General features: G+C 29.2%; 24 protein-coding genes. All 24 read right to left on the bottom strand.

Translation table 11 applies throughout. The features are described 5' to 3' along the window. Position 1: 1 nt before the first annotated feature. Complete coding sequence (locus tag G540_RS0104700; RefSeq protein WP_027107127.1) at positions 2–784, bottom strand: S-adenosylmethionine synthetase N-terminal domain-containing protein; 783 nt, start codon at positions 782–784, stop codon at positions 2–4. Between the two features lie 13 nt (positions 785–797). Beyond that, a complete protein-coding gene (locus G540_RS0104695) occupies positions 798–1,370 on the bottom strand; it encodes a terminase (protein ID WP_027107126.1) in 573 nt (190 codons plus the stop codon). Positions 1,371–1,484: 114 nt separating this feature from the next. Beyond that, positions 1,485–1,838 (bottom strand): HNH endonuclease signature motif containing protein, encoded by a 354-nt coding sequence (locus G540_RS0104690; protein ID WP_027107125.1) that lies wholly within the window; start codon positions 1,836–1,838, stop codon positions 1,485–1,487. 150 nt (positions 1,839–1,988) lie between these two features. Next, positions 1,989–2,420 (bottom strand): sigma-70 family RNA polymerase sigma factor, encoded by a 432-nt coding sequence (locus G540_RS0104685; protein WP_027107124.1) that lies wholly within the window; start codon positions 2,418–2,420, stop codon positions 1,989–1,991. A gap of 45 nt (positions 2,421–2,465) precedes the next feature. Continuing rightward, positions 2,466–3,836, bottom strand: a complete 1,371-nt coding sequence (locus tag G540_RS0104680; RefSeq protein WP_027107123.1) for a DEAD/DEAH box helicase — start codon at positions 3,834–3,836, stop codon at positions 2,466–2,468. Beyond that, the gene (locus tag G540_RS0104675; RefSeq protein WP_027107122.1) at positions 3,817–4,098 is read right to left on the bottom strand and encodes a PDDEXK family nuclease; all 282 of its coding nucleotides are present in this window, start codon (positions 4,096–4,098) and stop codon (positions 3,817–3,819) included. Before G540_RS0104675 ends, G540_RS0104680 begins: the two co-directional genes overlap by 20 nt. A gap of 194 nt (positions 4,099–4,292) precedes the next feature. After that, complete coding sequence (locus G540_RS0104670; RefSeq protein WP_027107121.1) at positions 4,293–6,542, bottom strand: phage/plasmid primase, P4 family; 2,250 nt, start codon at positions 6,540–6,542, stop codon at positions 4,293–4,295. Next, the gene (locus tag G540_RS0104665) at positions 6,523–6,885 is read right to left on the bottom strand and encodes a DUF7768 domain-containing protein (RefSeq protein WP_027107120.1); all 363 of its coding nucleotides are present in this window, start codon (positions 6,883–6,885) and stop codon (positions 6,523–6,525) included. Before G540_RS0104665 ends, G540_RS0104670 begins: the two co-directional genes overlap by 20 nt. Beyond that, the gene (locus tag G540_RS0104660) at positions 6,885–7,790 is read right to left on the bottom strand and encodes a phage antirepressor KilAC domain-containing protein (RefSeq protein WP_081653544.1); all 906 of its coding nucleotides are present in this window, start codon (positions 7,788–7,790) and stop codon (positions 6,885–6,887) included. The genes G540_RS0104665 and G540_RS0104660 overlap by 1 nt, the downstream gene beginning before the upstream one ends. Positions 7,791–7,949: 159 nt before the next feature. Next, positions 7,950–9,899, bottom strand: a complete 1,950-nt coding sequence (locus tag G540_RS0104655; RefSeq protein ID WP_035463608.1) for a DNA polymerase — start codon at positions 9,897–9,899, stop codon at positions 7,950–7,952. A gap of 59 nt (positions 9,900–9,958) precedes the next feature. Continuing rightward, a complete protein-coding gene (locus tag G540_RS0104650) occupies positions 9,959–10,138 on the bottom strand; it encodes a hypothetical protein (RefSeq protein WP_027107117.1) in 180 nt (59 codons plus the stop codon). A 10-nt stretch (positions 10,139–10,148) separates the two neighbouring features. Next, entirely contained in the window at positions 10,149–10,694 is a 546-nt protein-coding gene (locus G540_RS0104645; RefSeq protein WP_027107116.1) for a DUF2815 family protein, read from the bottom strand. A 1-nt stretch (position 10,695) separates the two neighbouring features. After that, entirely contained in the window at positions 10,696–11,667 is a 972-nt protein-coding gene (locus G540_RS0104640) for a YqaJ viral recombinase family protein (RefSeq protein WP_027107115.1), read from the bottom strand. Beyond that, complete coding sequence (locus G540_RS07080; RefSeq protein WP_035463607.1) at positions 11,667–11,957, bottom strand: hypothetical protein; 291 nt, start codon at positions 11,955–11,957, stop codon at positions 11,667–11,669. Before G540_RS07080 ends, G540_RS0104640 begins: the two co-directional genes overlap by 1 nt. Beyond that, on the bottom strand, positions 11,914–12,069 hold the full coding sequence (locus G540_RS07410) for a hypothetical protein (RefSeq protein ID WP_155885135.1): 156 nt from the start codon (positions 12,067–12,069) through the stop codon (positions 11,914–11,916). Before G540_RS07410 ends, G540_RS07080 begins: the two co-directional genes overlap by 44 nt. Before the next feature lie 107 nt (positions 12,070–12,176). Further along, on the bottom strand, positions 12,177–12,698 hold the full coding sequence (locus tag G540_RS0104630) for a sigma factor-like helix-turn-helix DNA-binding protein (RefSeq protein ID WP_027107114.1): 522 nt from the start codon (positions 12,696–12,698) through the stop codon (positions 12,177–12,179). A 420-nt stretch (positions 12,699–13,118) separates the two neighbouring features. Next, on the bottom strand, positions 13,119–14,966 hold the full coding sequence (locus G540_RS0104625) for a helix-turn-helix domain-containing protein (RefSeq protein WP_027107113.1): 1,848 nt from the start codon (positions 14,964–14,966) through the stop codon (positions 13,119–13,121). A 21-nt stretch (positions 14,967–14,987) separates the two neighbouring features. After that, a complete protein-coding gene (locus G540_RS0104620) occupies positions 14,988–17,912 on the bottom strand; it encodes a type I restriction endonuclease subunit R (protein WP_027107112.1) in 2,925 nt (974 codons plus the stop codon). Continuing rightward, a complete protein-coding gene (locus tag G540_RS0104615) occupies positions 17,912–18,685 on the bottom strand; it encodes a hypothetical protein (RefSeq protein ID WP_027107111.1) in 774 nt (257 codons plus the stop codon). The genes G540_RS0104620 and G540_RS0104615 overlap by 1 nt, the downstream gene beginning before the upstream one ends. Continuing rightward, complete coding sequence (locus G540_RS0104610; RefSeq protein WP_027107110.1) at positions 18,686–20,020, bottom strand: restriction endonuclease subunit S; 1,335 nt, start codon at positions 20,018–20,020, stop codon at positions 18,686–18,688. Then, positions 20,013–21,872 carry a type I restriction-modification system subunit M gene (locus tag G540_RS0104605; protein ID WP_027107109.1) on the bottom strand — a complete coding sequence of 620 codons (1,860 nt, stop codon included), beginning with the start codon at positions 21,870–21,872 and terminating at the stop codon, positions 20,013–20,015. Before G540_RS0104605 ends, G540_RS0104610 begins: the two co-directional genes overlap by 8 nt. A gap of 22 nt (positions 21,873–21,894) precedes the next feature. Continuing rightward, complete coding sequence (locus G540_RS0104600) at positions 21,895–22,113, bottom strand: type II toxin-antitoxin system Phd/YefM family antitoxin (protein ID WP_027107108.1); 219 nt, start codon at positions 22,111–22,113, stop codon at positions 21,895–21,897. Positions 22,114–22,391: 278 nt separating this feature from the next. Further along, the gene (locus tag G540_RS0104595) at positions 22,392–22,982 is read right to left on the bottom strand and encodes a type I restriction-modification system subunit M N-terminal domain-containing protein (RefSeq protein ID WP_027107107.1); all 591 of its coding nucleotides are present in this window, start codon (positions 22,980–22,982) and stop codon (positions 22,392–22,394) included. Positions 22,983–23,003: 21 nt separating this feature from the next. Continuing rightward, positions 23,004–23,222: a type II toxin-antitoxin system Phd/YefM family antitoxin gene (locus G540_RS0104590; RefSeq protein ID WP_027107106.1), complete on the bottom strand. Its 219-nt coding sequence runs from the start codon at positions 23,220–23,222 to the stop codon at positions 23,004–23,006. Positions 23,223–23,242 lie beyond the last annotated feature (20 nt).

Below are 23,242 nucleotides of genomic sequence, written 5' to 3'. Positions count from 1 at the left end.
ACTAAAAAAGACCCCATTTAGCAAATTCTTCAAATCCACCAATAGAGTCTATATATTCTTTTGCAATTTTTACTATCTCGCCATAAGGCTTGCCATCAATTTCAGTATCTCCAATTGCACATGATAGTTTTATTTCTTTTTTAGTTTCTTGTGCTTTTAAAAATACATATATATTTACTGAAACATCTGCCTTAGATAAATCTTTACCGTGAAGTCCACCACCTGTTAAGCTATCTGCCATATCACTTCCTAGTTTTCTATTTGTACATCCTGTATCCACATTTGTTCCACCTATCCACTCTCCTAATGGATTGATTATTGCTTTTGGATATAGCTTTTTAAGTTCTTCTGTTTTTGCATTTGATTGGCAGATTATAAGTCTATCTTTATCTAATATGTATTTACCATCAAATGGATATTTTTCATAAATGTCTTTTGCAATTTTAGATAATTTAATCTGCTCATTAGTTAATGGCATACCTTTAAATATTCCATTATCTCCACATCTAATTTCATCTTCTTGGTTTTTAGATAAATGCTCATCTTGTTCTACAACCATAATATCGCATTTAACATTACCTGCTATTCTTTTTATGATTTCTTCTATTTCTTTATTTTCAAATTTTACAGTTGTTTCAATGATTGTATGACATACACCATGACCAATTAAAACTTCAACTGCAATCTTTGGTTCATCTTCTTTCTTATATGCTAAATCTACAATAGCACCTGCAATACAATCGCTGATTTTATCTGGGTGCTTTGGATTAACTTTTTCTATCATTTCATATTCCTTTCTATTTCTTCATACGAAGTAATTTTTCCATTAAATCATCACCAGTATCTTCAAATACTGATGTGCAATTTTGTTTTACTATGTCATAAATCTCATACCATAAAAGATTTGCACTTTTTTGGAATTGAACTGACATCTGAACAAATGGAGATGTAATAACTCCTCCTGTTGTAGGATGTTTACCTAGAAGTCCATAATTACTTAATGCTTCTTCACATTGAATATATCTAGCAAATGCTTGTGAATATGCCTCTAATAATCTTGGATTTACTAATTTTTCACAGTTTCTTTCTTTTAGCCATAACCATGTTTCTTTGTAAATTCTATCTGCACCAAGTGGGATACCACTTTTCTGTTTTGCAGATAAATATTCACTTGGCTTTGGAATATTTACCCCTTCAAGAACTGCTCCATCAGGTAAATCAACTGCATCTAATTCTTCAATTGTTAATTCTGGTATTTCATTATCTATAACTTTTACTTCTTTTCCTTTTTGGATTTTTTGTACTGCAGAGTGTGGTTTATCTCCTGCTCTAACTCTTCTACCACCACGATTTGTACCGTCTTTTGCCATGTTTTTTCCTCCTTTTCTTTAATTTTCTTTAATACCCTGTTTGAACCAAACTTTTTCTGCACGAAGGTTCTCGCCCGTTCTTCTGTTTACTAGGGTTTAGAGATAATTAAGCCCCTACCCCCATCTATCTCCACGCTTGGCATGAACTTTGGAGTGACAACTTTGGCACAATGAAATTAAATTATTAATATCATGTGTTCCACCTTCTGCAAGTGGTAGTTTGTGATGTACTTGCTCGACCTCTACAAGTATTCCGTTCTTATAGCACATCTCACAAAAAGGATGTGTCTTTACATATTTATCTCTTATTCTTTTCCATGCTCTACCATACCTTAAATGTGGTTTATACTTCCTACCATACTTTTCATATCTTTTGTTATCTTCTTTTAAGTGTTTCTCACAAAACCTACCATCAGTTAGTTCTGGACAGTTAGGAAAAGAACATGGTCTTTTAGGTTTTCTTGGCATATAAATCTCTCTTTCTTTGCATAATAAAAACCCTGCAAGGTCTGTCCTTACAAGGTCTTTTATGTTCCCATAGCTTTTTCCTAATTATATAGTACTACAATTGGCTAGGTGTAAACAACTCTTCACGGCTCTCTTCGGCTCTCCTTAGGTCTACTTTTTGTATTTTTCATTAATTATCACATCCATTTTAGCTAAAGCTTTGTTATGAAGTTTATGAATTGCACTCTCACTATAATCCATAGTTCTTTGAATTTTATACCAATTTAACTCCTTTAAATATCTAAGTATTAATATCTTTTGCAGTTTCAGATCTTCTATTCTTTCTATAAAATTCAATGCCTCAACTGTTAGTCTACTTAGTTCTTCTTCATCTTTTTTAGCTTCAATTTCTAAATCTAATGCTTTAATCATAGCCTCTTCCATAGGACTTCTTACACTTCCTTTTGGTGGTTTTGGCATATCACTATAAACTGTCCCACCTGCACTTTGTGCTAGTTCTTTATAGAACTCTGCCTTTTCTAATTTAAATTCAATTGCTGTTTTTAAATAATTAATTTTTCTAAAATATTCTTTTGATTTCATTTTTCTTACCTCTATTCTTTCCGAGGTAAGTTATCTTAATAACTTCTACTCTTTTATTTGTGCTTTTACTGCATTCATTAATGCATCTTGTATTTTTTCTTTTCTTTGTAATGCTTTCATTACATCTTCATCAATAGTTCCACTACATATTATGTGATGAATAACTACTGTATCTTTTTGACCTTGTCTGTAAAGTCTGGCATTGGTTTGTTGGTATAATTCAAGCGACCAAATCAAGCTAAACCATATAAGTGTTGCTCCTCCTATTTGAAGATTTAGTCCATGCCCTGCACTTGCTGGGTGGATAATTGCAACTGGTATTTTCCCATCATTCCAATCTCTTATATCTTGCTCGGTTTTAATTTCACGAACACTAAACCTTTTCATTATTCTTTCTTTATCCGAGCCATACCAATAAGCAACTAATACTGGCTTACCATTTGCACCTTCAATTAAATCTTCAAGGGCATCTAGCTTTCTATCGTGGATATGATAAGATTTTCTATCTTCATCATAAATATTTCCACTTGCAAGTTGCAGTAGCTTTCCAGATAGCACGGCAGCATTTACTGCATCTATTTCAGTTGTGTAAGTTCTATTTTTAACACTTTCTGCAACTTCTACTACAAACTTCTTTTTAAGCTCTTCATAAATAGCCCTCTCATTATTATCCATCGATACTTTAACTTCATTGATTACAAGTTCTGGCATTTTAAGATGGTCTTTTGCTTTCATTGAAATTGTTATATCTGATATTTTGTCATAGATTCTTTCTTCTGAATCAATCATTGGTTTATATGAAAATATCTGCATACCATTTCTTTTATCTGGTAAAAAGTACTTATTCCTATAATGAGTTATATACTTTTCAAGTCTTTCTCCCATATCTAGTATTTTAAATTCTGCCCACAAGTCCATCAGTCCATTAGAACTTGGCGTGCCTGTTAGTCCAACTACTCTTTTAATCTTTGGTCTTACTTTAAGTAGTGATTTAAATCTTTTAGACTGTCCATTTTTAAAACTTGATAATTCATCAATTACTAACATATCAAAATCGAACTTATATCCACTTTTAGTAATAAGCCAATCTATATTTTCACGATTGATTATATAGATATGTGCTTTTTTATTTAATGCCTGTTCTCGCTCTTTTTTACTACCAACTATGATGGAATATTCAAGCAAGTTTAAATGTTCCCATTTCTTAATTTCATCTTTCCATGTAGTTTTAGCGACTCTTAAAGGTGCTATAATTAATACTTTTGAAACATCAAAGCTATCTAGCATTAAATCATTTATAGCTGTTAAAGTTATAATACTTTTGCCCAAACCACATTCAAGTAGGATGGCAGATATGGGTTTATTGATTATAAAATCTGTTGCTACTTCCTGATATTTATGTGGAGCATATTTCATCTATCACACCTCCTATTCTTTCTACATCATCAATGACAAAGCATTTAAAACCTAGCTTTCTTAAATCTTTTATTCTTCTTATCTGAATAGGACGGGGTTTTAAACCTTTCTGCTTTAATTCTACAAATCCTATTTTTCCTTTATTCATCAAAATTAACCTATCTGGAATTCCTATCATGCTTAAAGAATTAAGTTTTAAACAAAGTCCCCCTTTATCCTTAACTGCCTTTACTAGCTTTTTTTCTATATTTTTTTCTAACATTTATTACTCCTTATTTTTTATTCGTGCAGTGCTATATACTCAATTTCCTAACTTTTATATATAAATAGAGTATATATCGTCACTTTTTATATATTATGGAGGTCAAGGAAGTCATTTTCCTATATTACCTTATATACCTATTTTTTATACCTATAAGAAAACTTATATATATGACTTCAATGACATCCATATTTTTATATATTTTCAAATTCAGATTTTAGTCTAACGCCTACAATAATATTACCTTTCATAGTTTTTCTTCGTATATACCCCTCGCTTTCAACGGCTGCATAAAAATCTGTTGTACTACGAATATACTCACCTCTTCGGATGCAAAATGAACGATACTCTGAATAAAGCTCACCACTTTTTTCTTCAAAATCCACTCCTATCTCACAGCATTCTTCTAAAAACTGATTAAACCAGTCATTTTCATCTTGATATTTGCTTATAGCCTCTTCTACTATCTTTGGTTTTTTTAATTTAAAATCATCTTTGATTACTTTTTTAGCACCATCGATTATCCACTGTAAAACTGCACCACCTGAATTTTTAAATATGTAATCAGTATAGTTTTTGATATCACTTTTACCTTCAATCTTTGCATTAAATGGTATTACAATAAGTCTTCTCCAAGTCCCCTTATCTAATGCTCCAACTCTTGGCAGGTGGTTAGTATAAAGTACTAATGTGTGTGATGGAGTATAAGCAAATGGAGATTTGAATTTCTTTTCTGCTGTTATTTCATCAGTAGAACATAGCTGTTTAACGTTTGATGTATTCATTCGCATTCCCTCTTCAAGCTCAGCTGCAATAAGCAGTCTTTTACCTTTTGCCTCTGCAAGTTCTGGTTTAGCATTTCTTCTGCAACCAGCAGTTAGAATATCTGCCGACATCGTTCCACTATATGTACCTAGAACCTTTGCGATTGTATTCCAAAATGTAGACTTACCATTTCTTCCCTCTCCATAAGCAATAATAAGAGCCTCTACATAAACCTTTCCTATAACTGCAAGTCCTACAATTTTTTGTACATAATCTATTAATTCTTGATTGCTTTCAAAAAACACATTTAATGAATCAAGCCATAAGTTCATACCATCATTTGATGGGTCTACACTAGTTTGTTTAGTGATAAAGTCACTTGCTTTATGCTCATCAGATATACCAGTTTTAAGATTAATAGTGTTAGTTGGTGTATTTAATAAAATATCATTACAGTCTAATTCATTTGGTTCTATAACTATCATAGGTTTTACTTCTTTTAGTGCTGCCCAAATATATCTACTATCTCTTCTTTTAAGTGCAAACTTCTGATAAACTAGTGCTTTTTCATACTTATCATAACTTCTTCTTTGGACTGAACTAAACTGATCTAATGCCTTTTTATTTCCAAGTGCAGCAAGCAGTTCAAATGCTCCATTTTTAGTCATTTCATCCATACACTTTTTAATTTCAACTTCTGCCTCTTCTAGTTGTCTTTCAGTTAATAGTTGAATTAAACCTTGTGCTTTTGATGATGATTCTTCCCAAAATGAGCCGTTATATACTAGATAATCTGTTGATGAAGAATGCCTTAATATATCCTTATATTCTTTTGAAAGCATAACTGCTTGTCCAACATCAGTTAAATCGTGAGGCATTAAATTAAATTCTTGATTGTACTGTTCTGGTGGAATATATCCCTCTTGATTTATAACCTTATTTCCAAACTTAATAGCACTATGCCATATTTTATTAAGCTCACTATCAGATAATAGTGGTGTGCATTTTTCTGCTTGTTTTAAAAATTCTTTTTTAGCAGTATCTGTAATTCCATAACGCTTGATAAGTTTTCCAGCTATATGACTCATAGTAGAATTTCGACTTCCAGCTTGAATAGAACCAGTCATTTCATCAAATTCTGCAAAAAGGTCTTGTTCTTCTACAAGTACATCTTCTATACTTTTATCACTATCATTCCAAATAATCTCATCTGCATTATTTCCATAGATAAATCTTGCAGGGTCTAATGCATTTTTATCTAAAAATTTAAAGTTCTCATATACCTTATTTTTAAATTCTTGACACCCCTTAACACTATTAAACGGTTTATGTGGGAAGTAGATATGATGTCTAGGTCTAGCTTTTTTACCGTTCTTTTCTTTCATATTATTTCTACTTGGAACAATAGCATATGCTACATTTCCAAATATGAATTCATAGTCTTCTGGATATATCCATTTACTTTCATCTTCTGTATGGTCATTATCTACATCAAATACATCGCAGTCAGAACCTATGTAATTATCCTTTGCTCTATAATTGTTTTTAAACTGACCACAAACATGGTCAAATGCGACCACATTTTTTAACTCTTCTTTGTTTGTTACTATTTCCTTATATGGATAGATACAATTTTTAGAATTTTGTACTACATCTGATTTATATATTGTTAACTTCATTGATTGCCACCTCCTTAAAATCGTTATTGAAGTATCTTACTTTTTGAAATCTCTTTTTAGATATTTCAAGCTCTTTACTCATTCCTTTTGTAATGTTTTCTGCTAAAACCCACACTTCATTTGCTTTTCCAAGTAAGATAATATCCATAAATATTGCATTATATCTATCTGCTTTTTTAGTGTCATCTAAAAATGGGAACATTAGATGAGGCGTAATTGGTATGCAGTTTTGGTTATAAATAAACTCTGCAAATTTAGTTGCTCTTTTTATATTTTCTTTGATATTTCCACTGTATGGAGCACATACATATACTAGTGGTTTGAATTCTTTTTTCTCTTTCATTAGTTATTCTCCTTTAAAAATAGATTTATAAAATACTGTTGTCCCTTACCTGTAACTTTTGTAGTTTTGCTAATAGTTGTATGACCATCTGGATATGTGAATACTGTTTCTTTGATTTTAAATAGACCAAGTTCCATACTCTTTTGTGTTGGCATATTATAGTCACCACTTTTTCTTTTAATTAGATAGCCATTAACTCTAAGCCATTCAAACAATCTGTTTTGACCAGTATTGATACCATTTCCTTTTAGAATTTTTGCAAGCTCTCCAATTAGAATAGTTGTATTACTTGTAGCAACACTATCTGCAAATAAAGCTTTTGGTTTCATTGTTTCAATCAATAAGTCTTTTTGCTTGATTACTTCTTTTGCAGCAGTTAGTGCTTCTTTTATAGTTTCACCATCTAGATTTTCTTGACCTTGAATATATCCACCATTTTTTCTAATTGATGGTAATACTTCACTTGTAACCCATCTTTTAAATCTTTTGATTTTATTTATTCTTTCTTGCACTTCTATGGGGTACGCATTCTGTACCCCACCTGAATTTGCTCTTTCAGGTTTAAGAGTAAAAAGTAATGCATACAATCCACTTTCATTGATAAATTTAATTTTCTGCTTTCTTCCAAGATTATCTATAATGAGGCTTTCAAGTTTATCTTCTTCATCTATTCTTGATAGTGATCTATTATGATTTTTATCTCCAAAAGCTGTACATATATCTTTTCCTACAAACCAAATCTGATTATTGATATTTAATGTTCTAATTTTTCCAAATTCAGAACTATTTAATATTGCTATTTTTTCTATTTGCTTTGTAATTTCTAAACATCCTCCTTTCTTTTCATTGTTATATTCTGTTGATTTTTTGAATTCCTTTTCTTGGAATGACTGTGTTTTTGACATCTTTAATGTCTCCTTTCTGTTTTTTTAAATTTTTGAAGTGGGCTCTTTTCCCCTTCACTTGTTAACGGACAAAAAACGTCTAGGTGACAAAAATTTCTCAAAAAAAATTAAAAAAAGTAGGAAATTAATCCTACTTTCTTAAAAAATATTTATTTTCACTTAATCCTTCTTATAAAACTCACAAGTATAACCATCGGCATTAAGTAATAAAGTCTTATTCCAATCAGGTAACATGCTCATATCCTTACAAATTTTATCTAGTGATAAACTTTTATCTCCTTCAATAATTAATTCATCATGAATATGGGCTACTATTTCTAAATCACTTAAATTTGTTATAGCAAACATTAATAAATCTCTTGCGATTGCTTGCACTATATTTTCTACAAACTTTGGACCATAACTTTCAAGTCTATCCCATTTCTTTCCTACTCCTATTCCCTCATAACTAACAGATTCACTACCATATTGGTTTATTTCTATTTTTGGTTTTATATATGCAAGTCGTCTTTTGCTTGGTAGTTCTATAAAAAGTATCCCACTTTTATAAATAAATTTAATGCCATGAGTTTTGGTTGTTATTCTTTGCTTTATACAATCCTTAACTGCTTTATCTACTGCCCACCAAAACTCAACTATATGTGGATTAGCATCTCTCCAAGCATCAACTAATGGTTTTAATTCTTCCTCTTTAAGCCCCATATCAAGAGCACCCATAGCAGTCAAAGCTCCAACAGACCCGCCATATCCAAGTGCAAGTTCTGCAATCTTACCTTTTTGTCTTAAATACCCATTTACTCCATGTTTTTCTACTGGAACATTAAACATCTGACTAGCTGATGCACAGTAAATATCTCCACCGTTTTTAAAGACTTCTTCTCTCCATTTTTCTCCTGCAAGATTAGCAATAACTCTTGCTTCAATAGCACTAAAATCTGCTACAAAAAATGTAGTGTTTTCTTTTGGTATAAATGCCGTTCGTATAAGTTCAGATAGTACATTTGGTATATCTTCATAAAGTAAATCTAATGCCTCTATATTTTTATCTTTAACTAAATCTCGTGCCTGTTTTAAATCTGACATTGAGTTTCTTTTTAAGTTTTGAAGTTGAACCAGTCTTCCACTCCAACGCCCAGTTCTGTTTGCTCCTAAAAATTGAAACATACCTCTACATCTATCATCTAAACAAACTGCATTTATCATAGCCTCATATTTTTTGATTGATGATTTAGATAGTTTTTGTCTAAGTTCTAAAACTCTACTTACTTTATTATTTGATGTTTTTAAAAGTTCTATTACTGTCTTTTTATCAAGGCTATCTGTTTCTACATTATTTTCTTTAAGCCACTGTTTTATTTGCAGTACTGAATTAGGATTTTCAAGATTAGTTATTTCTTTTAACTCATTCATATTTCTAAACCTAGATATCCTGTTAATCTCAATTGCAGATAAGACAAACTGCTTATCTATTTTTATGCCTCTATCATTTATAATTTGGTCTAATTCATATTCTTTCCAAATAAAGTCAGGTACTTTAAAGTTTTTTAGTTTTTCTTGTATCTTCATTTCTACTTCAACATCTCGCTTGTTATATTCCTTAAAAAGCTCCCATTTGTTTTTATCGTGATAATAGTAATTTCTTATTCTTTGATTATTAGTTTTAGTCGGCTTACAAGGTATACAAAAATACCTTATTAAATCTTTACCTTCTGCTAATTTTTGTTTATCTAATCCTAAAACTGCACCTACACCTTGAAGAGATAAAGGCAGTCCCATATATGCAGACCAAACCATAGAACATCTCCACGATTTAGGATTTAAATATTCTCCTGTTTTCATACCTAAATATCTTGATAGACAAATTCTCTCAAAGTTAGCATTAAAAGCCCATTTAATAACTTTATCACTTTTTAGTGCCTCTATTATTTCTTGTGGCAGTTTTTCTCCACTTGCTAAATCTATTACTTTTACATCAGTGTTATTTACTGAATATGCAAATAGTAAGATTTCAAAATCTTTACTCTCGCAATATTTATAAACTCCACTTTTACCTAAATTTATGCTAGAAAATGTCTCAATATCACAACTCAGTGTTTTTATTTTTTCCATTGTTACTCCTTTTAAAATAAAGATGGCAAAGACTAATCCTTGCCACTTTATATGCTTATTTATTCTGACCTTCTTAGTCGTCTTTCTTTTAACTGTTTTAGCTTTCTTGCTTTTTCTTTTGCTTTTTGTTCTTTATATCCAATAATCATAGCCCAACAAAGACATATGTTAATTGATATAAGAAAAGTAGCCATTCCAATATTTGCTATTAAGTTCATTACTTCTGTTAATTCTTTCATATCCATCTCCTTATGCTAAAAAGTCGTCAGACTCTAGAGTTGTAAATTCATCAGTAGCATTTGTTCTGCCACCTAATGGCTCTCCGTCTTTTATTTTTTGGATATTTCCAAGTCCACAAGCTACACCTTTATTACCGTTAGAGTTAAAAGCGTAGAAGTTAAGTGATACTCGTCCGTAGCACCCTGAGTAGACTTCTGATCTATCTAATATTGGTTTGACATTTTTATCTACAATTTGTGGTGGTGTAATTGAATTAGCATTGATGAAGTAATGTCCTTTATATGCTTCATCATCTCTTTCAATATCTCCATCACGAAGTGGTAGTTTAATTGCTTGTTTGTTTGGTTTCTTATTTCCAAACTTACTCATTCCTTCTTCAATTGCAGCATCTACTGCCTTCTCTATTTGGTCTAATGTTTCTTTATCTTCTTTTGGAATTAGAACAGATACAGAGTATCTTTCTTTACCACCGTTAATTGATACAGGCTCCCAACCATTAAAGTATGATAATCTTGTATTTACACCTGTTATTACTTTGCATTTATTATTCTTCATTTTAATTTTCTCCTTTTATTTTATTAAATTCTTGATTTACATTGTTTTCATCAATGGCTATTCTTACATAGCCTTTTCTTTTTGATGTTTTTACTTCCATATATTTGTTATAGATAGTAGGCTCATCTGCCTTTAATTTTTTAGTGTCAATCACTTCTCTTTGACTGGTAGTTTCATCAACTCTTGAAATAGTTACACCATTTGATGTTTTCCATTTCTTAACATTGTATTTTTTCATAGCTTCAAATAAGTCTTCTTTGGTTTTCTTTAATTCTTGTTCTACTTCTTTTAAACCTTTTAACTTATTTTCTAAGGCTATTACTTTTTTTGAGTTATCTACAATGATTGGATTTATAAAATCTTCATCTGTCATTTCTGGATTGTTCTTTAAGGCTATTAAGTCTTCTTGAAACTTATCTACACTTTCTAATATTTCTGTTGCAAGTTTCTGATAATCCTTTAAATCAATATGATAGATTTTTAATTTATCTTTATCGATTTGTTTTGGAATATTAAAGGTAGTTCTTTCATAGATAGCTAGCATTCCTTTTTCTTTTTTAGCATTTATCATATAAAAGAGCAGTTGCACTAGATAGTATTTATAATCCTTAATGTCTGATTTAATATTTGATGTAGTTTTAATTTCTAGTATTTCACTATCATTTATTCCATCAACATTACATCTAAACTTTAATTTGTCTGTTTCATTTGGACTTAAATCACCTATAAAGTATCCTTCCTTAAATGGACTAGATTTTCTAAATTCTTCATTGATATAATCTCTTATCATCGGTTCTAGGATATTTCCATATTCTGTGTATTCATTACCTTTAAAAGTATTTTTACTAAAACCTGCTTTTTCTTTCATTAGTAGACTTCTACTTTTAAATGCAGATATATCCATAATTATTGGAATATCTGAACCACCGATGTATCTTTGTCTATTTTCTGTTACACTACTTGGTTTTTCCATTATTCTAGCCCCCTTACTTTATTTAAAAGTTCTAGATAATCTGATGGATTAACTTCACTTAACTTATTAGCATTAAAAGAATTTATTATTTCCTTTATTTGTGGAGTAAAACCTAGTTTGCTTTTTTCAGCTAGTACTTTTCTTACATCTTCTAGTGTTGGTATTTCTTCCTCTTCTTTAATAGCTTTTCCACTGGTTAAACTTAATAAATCTGATGTTATTAAATCTAAAGTTTGACTACATTTTTTAAGTTCTTCTGCGATTACAGATAGATCTTTGACTTTTCCCATTTTCTTCTCCTTTCAACTTATTTAACTTTTTTAGATTGTCAGCTATGCTTTTGGTCTTATTACTTATTTCAAGTAATACATCGCATATCTTTTCGTCTATATTTTTTGTCATTTGGCTTACCTCCTTTCCGTTATTTTTGAAGTGGTGTTTCTCCCCTTCACTTGTTAACGGACAAAAATTAGCTAGGTGACAAAAATTTTTGAAAATTTTTTATTTTTTTATAAATAATCTTCTAAGGAGTTTTTTAAATTCGAGAAAATTCTGCGTCTTTGATAATTAACAGTAGTTCTTTTACTTCCTAGTAAATCAGCTATTTCACTATCTGATTTTTCTTCCATATAATATTTAAAGATTTGTTTGTCTATCTCATCTAATTCTTCAACTAATTTGTTTAGTTTTTCTAACAATTCTTCTTTTTCTAGTCTTTCAAGAGCTGATTCTTGATTATAATCTAGTGTTTCATATTTATAATTTTCATAAAGCTCATCTAATGAAAGAGCAGTTTTTTTACATTCCATTTCTGCATTTCTCTTTCTTTCTATTTCTTTTGCTTCTCTCCAGACAGGTTGCATGAATTCTTTATATAGCTCTTCATTATCTGTTTTTATTAAATGAACTAATTTATATTCACTACCTACCTTTTGATAGCTAACTTCTTTAGGATTAATTCCTAAATCCTTAATTGATTCTTTTGTTACCTCCATTTGGATAACATATTGCTTTTTTTGATCTGCCTTCATCTGCGAGTCCGTCCTTTCTTCTCAGAAAGTAAGAACCCACAGTGGAAATTAAATATTTGCTAACCATAAAATGAATTCTCACTTTCTGGTTAACCATCCTGCTAGGCTAACTATTTAATATTTTTTGTCTATGTTATTGCTGCAGGCATAATCTCGTCAGACTATGAGCCAATAACACAAACTTTTTTCTAGGCTGTTCATTTATGAACTGTCGCTAGATTTTTGTACCTTTTTATTAAGTACATCTAAATTTTATAATCTTTTAAAAAAGCATGATCCACTTTAAAAGTGGACCGCTTTACTACTTATAAATATAGGATTTGCTATTTTAAAGCATAAAAAAAAGAAGATATATCTCTATATCCTCCATTTAAAAAATCCACTCTGAAAGTGGATAATTTTTTCATATTTTTTAAATTTTTATATATTAACGCCCATAGCCTTACATTTTTCTTTGATATCATCAAAATCATGCTTATATAAAGTTTGTAATGCAAATCTATAAACTTGATGGTTAAACAAATTAGGATTAATAGCACATCCAAATATGTCTAATACTCGTGTACTAATAGTTGGAGATAACTTTAATGCTAAGCAAAGTCTTACAACTGTTTCAATTTTAGGATTAGTTTTTCCATTAACTATCCTACTAATAGTTTCTGTATCTATTTCACTAAATGAAGATAATTCTACTTGGCTCATTTCTCTCCACTGCAAAAGTCTTTTTATTACTTGCTTTGGATTATTTGTCAGTTCATTAGCTATCTTCATTTCTTCTTGTATTTCATTTTTAAGAAGTTGCCCTTGTTCTTCATCTGACATATTTTCAAACTGCTCATCACAAGCTACGGCTTCAAAAGTATATAAACTATCTACTGATCGACTTAAAAAGCAAACATTATCTATGCTTATATATTTGCTTTTTACGATATTTAATTTAAATTTAATACAGCATTCATCCATGTGTGATAACGCATATGATGTTAATTCCAATCCATCATCTGTAGACTGTAAATATTTTTTTGAATTATAGACAAGATGATTATCTACAAACAAATACTTACCTTGCTCTACTTGTTTCTTTAATCTTGGATTAATTACACTTTGAAACGCTATATCTTTAATATTTGCAGTATATGTTTCATTATTTTTTAATGAGCCCTTTTTAAAAGTATGTGGTTTAACATAATGGTTATCTACATAAGTAAATGTACCAATTGCACTTTGAAAACCTAACTCTGCTAATCTTATTTTTACCGATTGTTTAGAAGCATAAAACTCTTGTGCAAGTTGAGAAATAACCTCTTCCATTACTTCATTTTCATATTTGGCTGCATTTAAATATTTCAGTTCTTTAATAAGCTCATTAGCTCTTCTAACAATTCTATTTTTAGGCATATGAAGTTTTGGTGCTAATTTTCTAGCATGAGTTTCAGTATGAGAAATCTCACCATTGACTTTGATGGTACATATAGATTCAACATCCTCATCTAAAATCTTCTGAAATTCAAATATTTTCTGATGTAGTATTTTATGAACACACTCATGATATATTGTGTTATAGTACCTACCTATATTTAAAAGTGGATTAACTGATGTATCTACTAAAATAGTGTCTTTATCTATTTTAGTAAAAGTATAATCATCTTTTTCTTCATCATATAAATTTGCTTCTGTATCCTCAAAATATATTCTACCTAAAATAGAATCATCTTTTTCTATTTTTCTTTCTTCAATTTTAAGCCCCAGTCTAGTTGCTAATATTTGTGGAGATATAACAGTTCCATATTTCAACGCTTCTGGATAATACTTATTTAATATCTTATCTGCTATTTCTTCATATTCTGAATTCTTAATTATAGGTATTAATCTTTGTGTTAATGAATTATCCAATCTACTTTTAGAGACAAACTCTTCAACAGATAAAATTTTTATAGTTGATAGTTTATCATCTAATGTTGATGAACATTTTAATAATAACCACTTTTCTTCATTTACTGAATCATCATAATGTCTATGACCATCATAAATTATTAACTCAGTAGAAAAAGCTATCTCGTATTTTATTTCATTACCACTACCCTCTTGAATCCATATTTGCTTTATCTCACCATCTTCCATTTCTATTTCACCAATAGTATGCAAATCAAGATAATCAAAATCAAAGGTGTCCTTATTTTCCTCAATAAATCGTTCTGATGCTTTATATAAATTATCATAAAACTTATTTTTTATATACTCTGTAAACTCTCTATCCTCTCTATCCATAAGAACACCTCTCTTTTAATATTATTTATTTTCTTCTTGCATATTTTTAGATCTTTCTAAAATCTCTTCAAAAATAGATTTTTTAAGCCAACTACTAAAATTATCATTATTAGTATATTGTACAAATAAATCCATATTATCTTTTATAATACTTCTTAATGCTTTATCTAATGCAACTCCGTATTCTTTTTTAACATTTTCTACATCAGAATTTTTTAATGCATTTTTTAATCTTTCATTTTTCATTACCATATTTGGTAATTCACGAATTTGTCTTTCTACATTATCTTTATCTTGCCATTCAATATTCCCAAAAATATCATTGAAATTTGCTACAATCTTTTCAAGCAAATCCATCTCTGGTTCTGATTTTCTGCCAATTCCTGTATCAATATTAGCAACTTGTCCGTCTTCATTTTCTAAAATAATATCTACAGCATTTCTTTTTTCAAGACGATAGCTTTCAAGGTCTATACTTTCTAAAATTCCAGCTGTTAAATCATCATTACCTTTTGGTGTAGGCAATCTATAAATTAGCCCTTGAAAGAAGATGGATTTTCTCTCCCATTCAACTTGTCCAATAGGAAGTATTGAAGCTAAAAAGTTATATGTTCTTAAAAATGATTTAACTCCACTCTTAAATTCCACTTGATCTTCTTCATCTAATTCTTTATATCTTTCAACACACTTATCTAATATTGGATCTGATAGATATCTTTCACTATCATCCAAGAATAACTCAACATATCTATTTACTTCATCTTCTTCATAAACATATTTACTATCTAAATCAGATAAAATATTATAAATTTTATTAGGATCAGTTGTTTTTTCTAATTTAGTTTCCTTGTAATAAGGTTGGAATGATTTTTCAATGTCTTCTGGATCATTAGCAAAATCAATAACACAAGTATCTATTTTATTTTTAGCACTTCTATTAAGTCTAGATAATGTTTGTACCGCTTTTACACTATTTAATACCTTATCTACATACATTGTATGAAGTAGTGGTTCATCATAACCCGTTTGATATTTATCCGCTACAATTAAGAATTTATATTCATCTTTCTTAAATTCTATAGGAGTTTCTTTATCAGAAAATCCATTTATACTACTTTCAGTTAATTTTTTACCTTTATACTCCTTCTCGCCAGAAAAGGCTACTATTGCTTTATATCCTGTTTTAGTATTTTTAAGAATATCATTAATAGCATAGTAATAATCAATAGCTCTTAAAATACTACTAGTAACAACCATAGCTTTCGCTTTACCATTTATTTTATTTTTAGTGTTATTAATAAAATGATTTACAATTTCTTCTGCTTTTTGTCTAATAGGAAATTCTTGCCCCTCAACATAACTTCTAATTTTTCTCTTTGCTTTTTTAGAGTCAAATTCTGGATTATCTTCTATTGTTTTATAAATCTTATAATAATTCTGATATTGAGTATAATTTTTTAATACATCTAAAATAAAACCTTCTTCTATCGCTTGTTTCATTGAATATACATCGAATGCTGAGCCGAACATCTCAATGGTTCTAGCTTTTGGAGTAGCTGTAAAAGCAAAGAAACTAGCATTTTTCGGCATTGTTTTAGCTTCAATTAAAGCAGATAATAAATCTTCAACTTCAAAATCTTCATTAAAATCCACCTTACCAGATATAGACATATTAAGAGATGCTGCTGCTTTACCACTTTGTGATGAATGTGCCTCATCAATAATAACTGCAAAATTATTATCTTTAAGTGTTGTTCCTATATCTTTTAAAATGTATGGAAACTTTTGAACAGTTGTTGTAATAATCTTTTTGCCATCGGATAACATTTCTTTCAACTCTTTTGAAGAACCTGCCCTTCCTACAATAGAACTTACATCTAAAAAGTTTCTGATATTTTTGCTTATTTGACTATCTAAAACTTTTCTATCCGTTACAACTATTACAGAATCAAATACTTTTTTATCATTTCTTTCAGCAGTTACAAGTCTATATGCAAGCCATGTAATTGAATTAGACTTGCCGCTTCCCGCACTATGTTGTATTAGGTATTTTTGTCCTACTCCTTTTTCTAATACATCTGCAAGTAATCTTGTAACCACTCTATGTTGATGAAACCTTGGGAAAATAAGTGTTTCTTTTTTACTTTCTTTATCTTTAACAACATTACAAAAATCTACAATTAAAGATGTAAGTGTTTCTTTATCTAAAAAGTACTTCCATAAATAATCTGTCATTGTTCCATCATTTACAGGATTACCTGCTCCACCATTCACACCTTTATTAAATGGCATAAATTTTGTATCTTTACCATCAATCTTAGTAGTAAAACTAATCATATTTTCATCTACTGCAAAATGAGCAATACATTTTTTGAACTCAAACAATTTATCTTTATTGCTTCTTTCATTTTTATATTGTTCTTCTGCATCTTTATATGTCCAACCAGTACTAGATGCACGACTTTTAAGTTCCATTGTAATAATCGGTAGACCATTAATGAATATACACAAATCAAGTTCTAAAGCAGGATTACTTTCAGAATAAGTAAATTGGTTTGTAACAGCAAAAATATTACTATTAAATTCATCAAATGATGCTGGTCTTTTCTTATCTAAAGCATGGTAAAACAAAATTGCATTTTCTACTGGATAACACTTTATTCCATTTTTAAGGACAGAAACAACTCCATCTTTTCTTATAATATCTGATAACCTTCTGAAAAAATTAGTTTTTCCAGTTTCTGTATCTAATTTTAACTTTTCATATTTTTCTAATTGGGTTTCTTTAATAAATCTCAATAATCTAACTTCATCAATACCATACTTTTTATTATATGAACTTTTCATTTCACTAGGCTTTATATATTCATATCCTTGTGAGTGCTCTAGATATTCGATGATATTTTTTTCTAATTCATCCTCAAATTTATTTGTTCTAATTCCCATTACTTATCTCCTTTATTTAATGTATAATAAATAGCATCCAAAATTGATAGTCCATATTTAATTAAAAATTCCTTTTGCTTATTATTATAACTATTTCTTTCAATTAATGTTTTTTCATTACTATGTCTAAAACATTGTAGCTTTTTTCTATATGCCTTAATAATATCAGTATTAAGAAAATCATTACTAATATTAGAATAATCTAATTTTAAATATTTACCATATACATTTAATAAATTCTCTATTAGATTAGCCATTTCCATTAATTTTTCATCTTGTGTCATATTATTAAAAGAAGCTGACCTGTTTGATATCTTTTTAAATTTTACATCAATCTCTTCTGTTAGGTAATAATCATTACCACGAATAAAGTGTAAATTATAAACAAACTGCCTTCTATCATCCCATTTTACAGAATTGCCATCATACTTACCCAAGTTTATGAGTTCATTTCTTATTTGTTCATAAGTAAATTTAAACGGTGTTTCTGGTGGTCTTTCTAATACTAATGGAAACTCTTTTATTTTATAGTAATTCTTATTTAAATAATAAGTTAATACATAAAATAAACATTTATATTCTTCGCTAGTATCCTTTTCATTTTCTGGCATACACACATCTTTAAATTTAGCAATTGCATCATCTAAATCATAAACATCGTAGTAATTCCTACCAATATTAGGTTTATTAGAAATATTAGTAATAGATTTTAAAAATTTATAGTGATATTCTTTATCAGTAATATTTTTTAAATAATACTCTATTAAATTCATCTAATTCTCCTCTTCAATTAATTCCTCTAAATCAATATCTTCTTCTATATCAACAGCTTCAAATATAGGGATATTTATATTCCTAACATCAATCTTCCCTGTTACAACTTCTGATATAAGCGATTGTTTCAAAGATTTTAGTTCTTCTATTTTTTTATTAGTTAAATCAATTAAATCAGTATACTGCTCATACACTTTTTGATTATTTGCTACTACAATCTTCTGTTTTTCTAAATCAATTACGGGAATTAATAAGTCATTATACTTTTCAGCACTTATGTTTTGAATTGTTGATTTTATAAAAATACTGTCCTTCCATTCTTCATAATCGGCAGTGTTCGTATAGTCGTATAAATATTTAGGAATTATTTTATCAGACACTCTAGCTCTTATTAGATATCCAGCAAATGAACATTTCTCACTATCATTAAAAATATAGGTTTTTCCTACTGTTGCTCCGCTTCGTGCAAATAATACATCACCTTTTTGAAGTACAAAATTATCATCCTCAATGTCTACAAAAAGTTTATTATCGTCTTTTAACTTTCCATTTTTATCAATATCTGTAATCCTGATATACCTATATTCACCTGTTAAATTCCCACTTACATTGAGACCATATTTTAATTTTTCTTTTAATAAAAATTTAAGTTTAATTAACCTTGAATCAAACAAGTTATAATTAAATTGAATTTTTTTATTAAATGCTTTCTTTAATTCCGTTATTTTTTCTTTCTCAATCTTAATAAGTTTATTTATCTCACTAATCTTCCAATCAAGATAATTAGCTATTTGTTCTTGCTCTTTAAATGGCGGCACTATAAACTCTTGTGTTTTAAGACTATCCCAAGATATTCTCATTCTAACTGTATATAACCTACCATCATCGGTTTCGGACATTTGTATGCCTTTACCTAAACCGACTAAACTCCTTTGAAAATTATAATTTCTAAATAAATATTCCATATATTTAGAAGATACATTATCATCTCGAACTTTTAACGCATAATAAACAGGGCTTATTGCTCCAAAATATTTAGAAATTCCTACCGAACCTGCTACAATATTCATACAATTAAGTAATATATCTCCCTCATGACAAATATTATATGCCGTTAAATCTTCTTTTGGTTTATTTCCACCTTTTTCTATTCGTTCTGAATAAAGTGTAACTCCATATTTAGCACTTAAAGATAATATATTTTCTGTTTTAATAGGTTTGTTTTTTTCTTTCCTTAATTCAAAAATAGTACTTATTCTTCTAACCGTCCAATGCTCTGGCACCTCATGTAAATATGGAAGTTCTACTTTTTTATATTCTTTATATCTATTCATGCAAACCCTCCAAAATGCCTTTTAGCATTCCATCTGATTCTTTTTCTAGAACTTTTATTTTTTCTACAATAATTTCTACACTTTCCAGTTCTTTTGGTTTATAAAAATATTTAGTGAAGTTAATTTCATATCCTATCTTTATTGATTTTTTATCATATTCTGCATATGGATAATAAGGCAATACTTCTTTTTCCATATAGGCATCAATTCCACCTTCATAGTTCATAGGTACTATTTCAGTATCTTTTAATGATTTATCAAACTTAACCTTACCTTTTTTATCTTTTACGAAATTGTCGTTTTCATCTATTTCTGGACGATTAACTACAATCTTATAGTATCCAAAGTCGCTATTATTTAAAATCTTGCTTTCTTCTGTTTCTGCAAAATTAAGATATAATTTTAAAATATCTTTTTTGTCTTGATTAGATAACTCGCAGTTTTTCTTACCCATATTCTTACGTAATGCTCTCTTATAATTTGATGCATCTATTAGTTGGATTTTTCCTTTTCTTTCTTCTGGTTTTCTATTTGATAAAACCCAAATATAAGTAGTAATACCTGTATTATAAAACATATTTTCTGGTAACTGAATAATAGCTTCTATTAGGTCATTTTCAACCATATATCTACGGGCGTTACTCTCACCACTTCCAGCATCACCAGTAAAGAGTGCTGATCCATTATGTACTTCAACAATACGACTACCTAGTTTTGAATCTTTTTTCATCTTAGCTATATTGTTAAGTAAGAATAATAATTGTCCATCACTGACTGCTGGTATCATAGAGTAATCTCCATCACCTGCAAATTCTGTAATAAATCTTTTATCTATAATATTCTTTTTAGCATCTTTGTTACTTCCAGCTCCAAGTTTAGCTAAATCTGTCTTCCAATTTTTCCCATATGGTGGATTCGATAGCATAAAATCGAAATGTTTATCATAAGCTCCATCACTAGATAAAGTCGAACCATAAAACACTTCATTTTCATTTAAATTTTCACCTTTAATTAACATATCAGCTTTTGATATGGCATAAGTTTCTGGTTGTACTTCTTGTCCTGTTAGATATACAGATATGTTTTTATCTTTATTTTTTGCCAACTCTTTAAATCTTTCTGCTGCAACTGTTCCCATACCAAGTGTTCCACAAGCTCCATCATAAATTGTGTATGTACCATCTTTGATATCATCTATTGCAGGTATTAAAGCTATATCTGCCATAAGTTCTACTACATCTCTTGGAGTAAAATGCTCTCCTGCTTCTTCATTATTTTCTTCATTAAATTTTCTAATAAGTTCTTCAAATAATGTACCCATAGCATGATTGTCTAGTGCAGGTTTAATAATTTCTCCATCACTGTTAGTTACTGGATATGGACTAAGATTTAATTTACTTGATGTGAATTTTTCAATAACATCACCAAGTATCCCCGCCTCTGTCATTGTATCTAGTTGGTTAAAAAACTTAAATTTAGCTAAAATTTCTTTTACATTATCTGAAAATCCATTTAGATATTCTTCAAAATTTTTCTTTAAATTCTGCTTATTTGTTTCACTTTTTAAATCTTTAAGGTTAAATTTAGAAATATTATAAAATGGTAGATCAACAGCGACATCTAATGTTTTATAAATATCCTCTGCTCCACTTTTTGATAGACTTTCCTTTAATTCTAAAATTTCTTTTTTCTTTGGTTCTAGTACTAAATCTAATCTTCGTATAACAGTCATAGGGATAATCACATCTCTATATTTACCTCTGTTATATACATCTCTTAAGCATTCATCTGCCACTGACCAGATAAAGCTAACTAATTTATTATATTCTAATGCGTCATATGTTGTTTTCATTAAATTACTTCCTTTTTTATTATTAATATTCTTCAAGGTCAATTCCTTGTTTCATTAACCTTTCATATTTCTCATGTGATATTAGCACTGCAACTGGCTTTCCGTGTTTCATTACAAATGCTGTCTCATCATCATTAGATATTTTTGTTATTATCTTAGATGACTGTCCTCTTAAAAAATCTGACATACTATAAAATTTCATTGCTTTTTTTATTTGTTTGACTTCTTTATTTTTATCCATAATTACAGTCCTCCCACTATCTTCATTATACCATTTTATGAAAATTTTATCATCTAAAAAGTAATTACTTTTTTGTAATTTTAATATATTTTAAACACCCCTATTTTTAGACACACAACCTTAAACCCCCTAAAAAATTATTTTTACATAAAAAAAGACCCTAAATTTAGAGCTTATTGGATGGTGTATTTTTCAATTGTTTTTATTCTATTCTGTCTTTTCCCTTTATTTCAAGGTATTTTATAGGGGATTTAATTAGAATTTCAGTGTATCATTTACTATATAGTCATTTCGTGGAGCGTCCAAGACTTATTTTTGCTATATTTAATTTTATTAATTCCTACCAAACTAGCTAATACTCTTGATACTTCACTTGGTGTATAAAATTGTCCTTTGCTCTTACCTGATTCTTGTGCAAACTTCATCATAAAGTATTCATATGCATCACCAATAATATCGTCTCCACTTGCTCTGTTGTTTTTAAAGTCAAGCATTGGATTTTCAAATACTCTAACTAGTCCAGAAACCTTATCTACTAATTCTTTCCCTGTTCCTAATTCTTCTGGATTATTAAAACTAACATCTGGTAGTGATCCCTGTAACCCATTTGCTTCTAGGAAACTTTGGATTATTTTGTCTACATCCTCTCCGATGTTTTTTGTTCCTTTTAATGCTATAAGGTCATCAAATGATGCTCCTTGAGTTACCTTAAATTCTGCATATTTTTGACCTTTATATTTATCTGATACATATTTAAAAAATAACAATATAAGCACATAGTCTTTATATCTTGATGGCTCTACACCACCTCTTAATTTATTACTTGCTTCCCATAGTAGTGAGTATAGCTTTGATTTTTTTACTGCCATTACTTTGTTTTCCTTTTCTTTTTAAATTTCTTCTATGTCAATGCCTTCTTGCATCAATCTCTCGTATTTCTTATGAGAGATTAACACTGCAACTGGCTTGCCATGTTTCATAACAAATGCAGTATCGTCATCATCTGATGTCTTCGTAATAATCTGTGATGATTTACCTCTTAGAAAATCGGACATGTTGTAAAACTTCATTGTTTTCTTCATTACTTTACTTGCATTATTTTTACTCATAATTACAGTCCTCCCATTAG

This window comes from Ligilactobacillus ceti DSM 22408, assembly GCF_000423245.1.
Classification (GTDB): Bacteria; Bacillota; Bacilli; order Lactobacillales; family Lactobacillaceae; genus Ligilactobacillus; species Ligilactobacillus ceti.
This window is presented reverse-complemented; position numbering and strand designations above follow the sequence as displayed.

Excerpts from the sequence above, each read along its gene's own strand:
- G540_RS0104700 (WP_027107127.1), bottom strand. The coding sequence starts at position 784 with ATGATAGAAAAAGTTAATCCAAAGCACCCAGATAAAATCAGCGATTGT.
- G540_RS0104695 (WP_027107126.1), bottom strand. The coding sequence starts at position 1,370 with ATGGCAAAAGACGGTACAAATCGTGGTGGTAGAAGAGTTAGAGCAGGA.
- G540_RS0104690 (WP_027107125.1), bottom strand. The coding sequence starts at position 1,838 with ATGCCAAGAAAACCTAAAAGACCATGTTCTTTTCCTAACTGTCCAGAA.
- G540_RS0104685 (WP_027107124.1), bottom strand. The coding sequence starts at position 2,420 with ATGAAATCAAAAGAATATTTTAGAAAAATTAATTATTTAAAAACAGCA.
- G540_RS0104680 (WP_027107123.1), bottom strand. The coding sequence starts at position 3,836 with ATGAAATATGCTCCACATAAATATCAGGAAGTAGCAACAGATTTTATA.
- G540_RS0104675 (WP_027107122.1), bottom strand. The coding sequence starts at position 4,098 with ATGTTAGAAAAAAATATAGAAAAAAAGCTAGTAAAGGCAGTTAAGGAT.
- G540_RS0104670 (WP_027107121.1), bottom strand. The coding sequence starts at position 6,542 with ATGAAGTTAACAATATATAAATCAGATGTAGTACAAAATTCTAAAAAT.
- G540_RS0104665 (WP_027107120.1), bottom strand. The coding sequence starts at position 6,885 with ATGAAAGAGAAAAAAGAATTCAAACCACTAGTATATGTATGTGCTCCA.
- G540_RS0104660 (WP_081653544.1), bottom strand. The coding sequence starts at position 7,790 with ATGTCAAAAACACAGTCATTCCAAGAAAAGGAATTCAAAAAATCAACA.
- G540_RS0104655 (WP_035463608.1), bottom strand. The coding sequence starts at position 9,899 with ATGGAAAAAATAAAAACACTGAGTTGTGATATTGAGACATTTTCTAGC.
- G540_RS0104650 (WP_027107117.1), bottom strand. The coding sequence starts at position 10,138 with ATGAAAGAATTAACAGAAGTAATGAACTTAATAGCAAATATTGGAATG.
- G540_RS0104645 (WP_027107116.1), bottom strand. The coding sequence starts at position 10,694 with ATGAAGAATAATAAATGCAAAGTAATAACAGGTGTAAATACAAGATTA.
- G540_RS0104640 (WP_027107115.1), bottom strand. The coding sequence starts at position 11,667 with ATGGAAAAACCAAGTAGTGTAACAGAAAATAGACAAAGATACATCGGT.
- G540_RS07080 (WP_035463607.1), bottom strand. The coding sequence starts at position 11,957 with ATGGGAAAAGTCAAAGATCTATCTGTAATCGCAGAAGAACTTAAAAAA.
- G540_RS07410 (WP_155885135.1), bottom strand. The coding sequence starts at position 12,069 with ATGACAAAAAATATAGACGAAAAGATATGCGATGTATTACTTGAAATA.
- G540_RS0104630 (WP_027107114.1), bottom strand. The coding sequence starts at position 12,698 with ATGAAGGCAGATCAAAAAAAGCAATATGTTATCCAAATGGAGGTAACA.
- G540_RS0104625 (WP_027107113.1), bottom strand. The coding sequence starts at position 14,966 with ATGGATAGAGAGGATAGAGAGTTTACAGAGTATATAAAAAATAAGTTT.
- G540_RS0104620 (WP_027107112.1), bottom strand. The coding sequence starts at position 17,912 with ATGGGAATTAGAACAAATAAATTTGAGGATGAATTAGAAAAAAATATC.
- G540_RS0104615 (WP_027107111.1), bottom strand. The coding sequence starts at position 18,685 with ATGAATTTAATAGAGTATTATTTAAAAAATATTACTGATAAAGAATAT.
- G540_RS0104610 (WP_027107110.1), bottom strand. The coding sequence starts at position 20,020 with ATGAATAGATATAAAGAATATAAAAAAGTAGAACTTCCATATTTACAT.
- G540_RS0104605 (WP_027107109.1), bottom strand. The coding sequence starts at position 21,872 with ATGAAAACAACATATGACGCATTAGAATATAATAAATTAGTTAGCTTT.
- G540_RS0104600 (WP_027107108.1), bottom strand. The coding sequence starts at position 22,113 with ATGGATAAAAATAAAGAAGTCAAACAAATAAAAAAAGCAATGAAATTT.
- G540_RS0104595 (WP_027107107.1), bottom strand. The coding sequence starts at position 22,982 with ATGGCAGTAAAAAAATCAAAGCTATACTCACTACTATGGGAAGCAAGT.
- G540_RS0104590 (WP_027107106.1), bottom strand. The coding sequence starts at position 23,222 with ATGAGTAAAAATAATGCAAGTAAAGTAATGAAGAAAACAATGAAGTTT.